Genomic DNA, 3,019 nt, shown 5'->3' on the forward strand with positions numbered 1-3,019 from the left:
AGGCGCCCCCCTCGCGAAGGGGCAATCCGCCCCCCCCCCCCCCCGGGGGAACGCGGGGCTCACGCATTTCCCTCGTGCTTACGGCCAATCTCCCGAAATTCTTGTGAAAGTTTTCACAAGCTCGCAAGGGACTTTGGTCCCGTCGCATCTTTGCAGGTCAGAGTCGGTTCTCATGGGTGCACTTTGATCTTGAAGGGACTTAGTGCCTGGCTGCTCAGGCCTTTATCGGCCGTCCCGGGCAGCCGTGCGGGTGTCGAATTGAGGCGTCGAGGAAATCTCGGCAATCGGTCGCAGCCGCAGTGAAGGAGTACCTGCCATGCAGGCGAATGAGATGGTGGACGGGCTGGTCCAGGGAGCGCTCAAGGCCCTCGATCTGTTCGAGACGTACGACCAGGAGCAGGTCGACCACATCGTCAAGAAGGCCTCCCTCGCGGCACTGAGCCAGCACGGCGAACTCGCCCGGCTGGCCGTCGAGGAGACCGGTCGCGGCATCTTCGAGGACAAGGCCGTCAAGAACCTCTTCGCCTGCGAGCACGTCGTCAACTCGATGCGCGGCCTCAAGACCGCCGGCGTCATCGCCCGCGACGAGCTGAACGGCATCACCGAGATCGCGGAGCCGGTCGGCGTCGTCTGCGCCATGACCCCCGTGACCAACCCGACCTCGACCACGATCTTCAAGGCCCTGATCGCCCTGAAGACCCGTAACCCGATCATCTTCGCCTTCCACCCCTCCGCGCAGAACTGCTCCGCCGAGGCCGCCCGTATCGTGCGCGACGCCGCGATCGAGGCCGGTGCCCCGGAGAACTGCGTGCAGTGGATCGAGACCCCCTCCATGGAGGGCACCGGTCTCCTCATGAACCACGAGGGCGTCTCCACCATCCTCGCCACCGGCGGCAACGCCATGGTCAAGGCCGCCTACTCCTGCGGCAAGCCGGCCCTCGGCGTCGGTGCGGGCAACGTCCCGGCGTACGTCCACAAGAGCGCCAAGCTGCAGCGCGCCATCCACGACATCGTGCTGTCGAAGGCCTTCGACAACGGCATGATCTGCGCCTCCGAGCAGGCCGTCATCCTCGACAAGGAGGTGTACGCCGAGGGCATCGAGGAGTTCAAGCGCCTGGGGGCGTACGTCGTCTCCGCGGCGGAGAAGACCCAGCTGGAGACCTTCATCTTCGGCACCAGCGCCTTCGCCGACAACGCTTCGGGCGCCAAGCTGAACCCGAACGTCGTCGGCAAGTCCCCGCAGTGGATCGCCGAGCAGGCCGGCTTCTCCGTCCCCGAGTCCACCTCGATCCTGCTCGCCGAATGCGCCGAGGTCGGTGTCAACGAGCCGCTGACCCGCGAGAAGCTCTCCCCGGTCCTGGCCGCCCTCAAGGCCGGCTCCACCGAGCTGGGCATCGAACTGGCCGCCCAGATGGTCGAGTTCCACGGCCTCGGCCACTCCGCCGCCATCCACGCCGAGGACGAGCAGCTCGTCGAGGAGTTCGGCAAGCGGGTCAAGGCGATCCGCGTCATCGCCAACTCGCCCTCGACCTTCGGCGGTATCGGCGACGTCTACAACGCCTTCCTGCCCTCGCTGACGCTGGGCTGCGGCTCGTACGGCCACAACTCGGTGTCCAACAACGTGACCGCGGTCAACCTCGTCAACATCAAGCGGATCGGACGGCGCAACACCAACATGCAGTGGTTCAAGGTCCCGCCGAAGATCTACTTCGAGCGCAACTCCATCCGCTACCTCGGTGAGATGGACGGCATCAAGAAGGTCTCGCTCGTCACCGACAAGACCATGGTCGCCCTCGGCTTCGTCGAGAAGGTGACCACCATCCTGCAGTCCCGCGCGGGCGGTGTCTCGGTTCAGGTCATCGACAATGTCGAGCCCAACCCGGAGCTCGACACCGTGCAGGCCGGCGCCGCGATGATGCGCGACTTCCAGCCCGACACGATCGTCGCGCTCGGCGGCGGCTCCGCGATGGACGCCGCGAAGATCATGTGGCTGATGTACGAGCACCCGGAGATCGCCTTCGCCGACACGAAGGAGAAGTTCTTCGACGTCCGCAAGCGCGCCTTCAAGTTCCCCTCCCTTGGCGAGAAGGCCAAGATGGTCGCCATCCCGACCACGTCGGGCACCGGCTCCGAGGTCACCCCGTTCGCGGTCATCTCCGACCCCAAGGCCGCCCAGAAGTACCCGCTCGCCGACTACGCGCTGACCCCGCACGTCGCCATCGTCGACCCGAACCTGCCGATGGGCCTGCCGGCCTCCGTCACCGCCGACTCCGGCTTCGACGCCCTGACCCACGCCACCGAGGCGTACATCTCCGCGTACGCGAACGACTACACCGACGGCCTCTGCCTGCAGGCCATCAAGCTGATCTTCGAGAACCTCGAGGACTGCGTGAAGCTCGGCGCGAAGGCTCCCGAGGCGCGCGAGAAGATGCACAACGCGTCCACCGTCGCGGGCATGGCCTTCGCCAACGCCTTCCTCGGCCTGGTGCACGCCATGGCCCACACCCTGGGCAACACCTTCCACGTCCCGCACGGCCGTACCAACGCGCTCCTTCTGCCGCACGTCATCCGGCACAACGGCACCGTGACGCACAAGGCCACCCCGTGGCCGAAGGCCGAGGTCTACCGCGCTCCCGAGCGTCTGCAGGAGATCGCCAAGATGCTGGGTCTCAAGGCCGCCACCCCCGCCGAGGGCGTCGAGTCCTACGCCGCCGCCGTCGAGGCGCTGCGCGACCGCTGCGGTATCCCGGCCTCGTTCCAGGCCGAGGGCGTCGACGAGGACGCGTTCATCGCGGCCCTGCCGCAGCAGGCCATGAACGCCTACGCCGACCAGTGCGCGCCCGCCAACCCGCGGATGCCGATGATCGACGACATGAAGCAGCTCATGAAGCAGGCGTACTACGGCAACGTCGAGGGTGCGCCCCAGGTGTGAGCCCCGACCGATGAAAGCCGCCCGCCCCCCCCCCCCCCCGCGGGGGGGGGGCCCCCGCTGGGGGGAGGGGGGGGGGGGGCGCGCACC

General features: G+C 67.3%; 1 protein-coding gene. It reads left to right on the forward strand.

Annotated elements, in window-relative coordinates; all coding sequences use genetic code 11:
• Nucleotides 1-316: 316 nt before the first annotated feature.
• On the forward strand, nt 317-2,932 hold the full coding sequence (gene adhE, locus JAO81_RS07340; RefSeq protein WP_199546959.1) for a bifunctional acetaldehyde-CoA/alcohol dehydrogenase: 2,616 nt from the start codon (nt 317-319) through the stop codon (nt 2,930-2,932).
• The last annotated feature ends 87 nt before the right edge of the window (nt 2,933-3,019 follow it).

It is taken from the genome of Streptomyces sp. N35 (assembly GCF_016464295.1).
Lineage (GTDB): Bacteria > Actinomycetota > Actinomycetes > Streptomycetales > Streptomycetaceae > Streptomyces.